This is a genomic window from Escherichia sp. 93.1518 (genome assembly GCF_013368915.2).
In the GTDB taxonomy this organism is placed as follows: Bacteria; Pseudomonadota; Gammaproteobacteria; order Enterobacterales; family Enterobacteriaceae; genus Escherichia; species Escherichia ruysiae.
Window position 1 is genome coordinate 1 of record NZ_JABWMT020000096.1, and the last position, 931, is coordinate 931.

Annotated in this window: 3 protein-coding genes; all 3 read right to left on the reverse strand. The window is 56.1% G+C overall.

All coding sequences use genetic code 11. From position 1 onward, the window contains the following. A partial coding sequence (locus HEN21_RS22550) for a phage minor tail protein domain-containing protein (protein WP_213666950.1) occupies nucleotides 1–83 on the reverse strand: 83 nt, incomplete at its 3' end. 15 nt (nucleotides 84–98) lie between these two features. After that, entirely contained in the window at nucleotides 99–839 is a 741-nt protein-coding gene (locus tag HEN21_RS22555) for a phage tail protein (RefSeq protein WP_001342267.1), read from the reverse strand. 7 nt (nucleotides 840–846) lie between these two features. Next, nucleotides 847–931, reverse strand: an 85-nt coding sequence (gpU, locus tag HEN21_RS22560; RefSeq protein WP_252333570.1) for a phage minor tail U family protein, incomplete at its 5' end; no start/stop codon positions are given.

Genomic DNA, 931 nt, shown 5'->3' on the forward strand with positions numbered 1-931 from the left:
TGCTCAATACGCTGCAGGGCTGACAGTTCAGAAAGCGTGACGGTCACGCCGTTATGTTCAAATGATTCGGTTTTCAGGAACATCGCTGACTCTCCGGATTAACTGTCGGTGACGGTGATTTCTGCAACCGCAGCAAGTTCACCATTACCGGATACAACCGGAATGTTGACCTTGCCTGCAGCAACACCTTTCACGGTGATGGTCATACCACTGACCGACACGGTGGCTTTTGTTTTATCCGCAGACACCGCACGGAAGCTCTTGTCGGTTGCGCCTTCCGGCTGGAATGCCACGGTCAGCGTGGTGCTCTGCCCTTTCACCACCGAAGTGCTGGCAGGCGTCACGGTCATGCCGGTTGCCGCTGTTACCGTGCTGCGATCTTCTGCCATTGACGGACGTCCCACGTTGGTGACTTTCACCGTGCGGGTGATCACTTCCTTCGCCGTCACCGCTTTACCGATACTGCTGACCCAGCCACGGAACACATCGACCGTGCCGTTCGGGAAGCGGATTTTATAGGCACGGGTATCACCTTCATTAAACCACGCCAGCAGCGCCTGCTGCCCCTGCTCTCCGGGCATCCACGCCAGCGTGAAGCTGGTATCTCCGGCAGATTTCTGCCCCTGCCCGGTCGCAGTCCAGTCTGCATCTTCATCATCGAGATAGCTGTCATCATAGGACTCAGCGGTCAGTTCGCCGGGCGTCAGGTCTTTAACTTTTGCCAGACGCGACCAGTCAACGTCTGAAAGCGGATTCGCATAAGGGTCACCGCTCCCCTTATAAACCCACAGGGTGGTCCCGGCACCTTTCACCGGCATTACTGGATTTGGTACAGGCATAGCGTCCTCACATTTCATAGGTAATGACATAAGTCATATCGGCTGAACTCCACAGGCCCGCATCATCGTCGCGCCGGTAGTCATAGCCACTG

Excerpts from the sequence above, each read along its gene's own strand:
- HEN21_RS22555 (WP_001342267.1), bottom strand. The coding sequence starts at position 839 with ATGCCTGTACCAAATCCAGTAATGCCGGTGAAAGGTGCCGGGACCACC.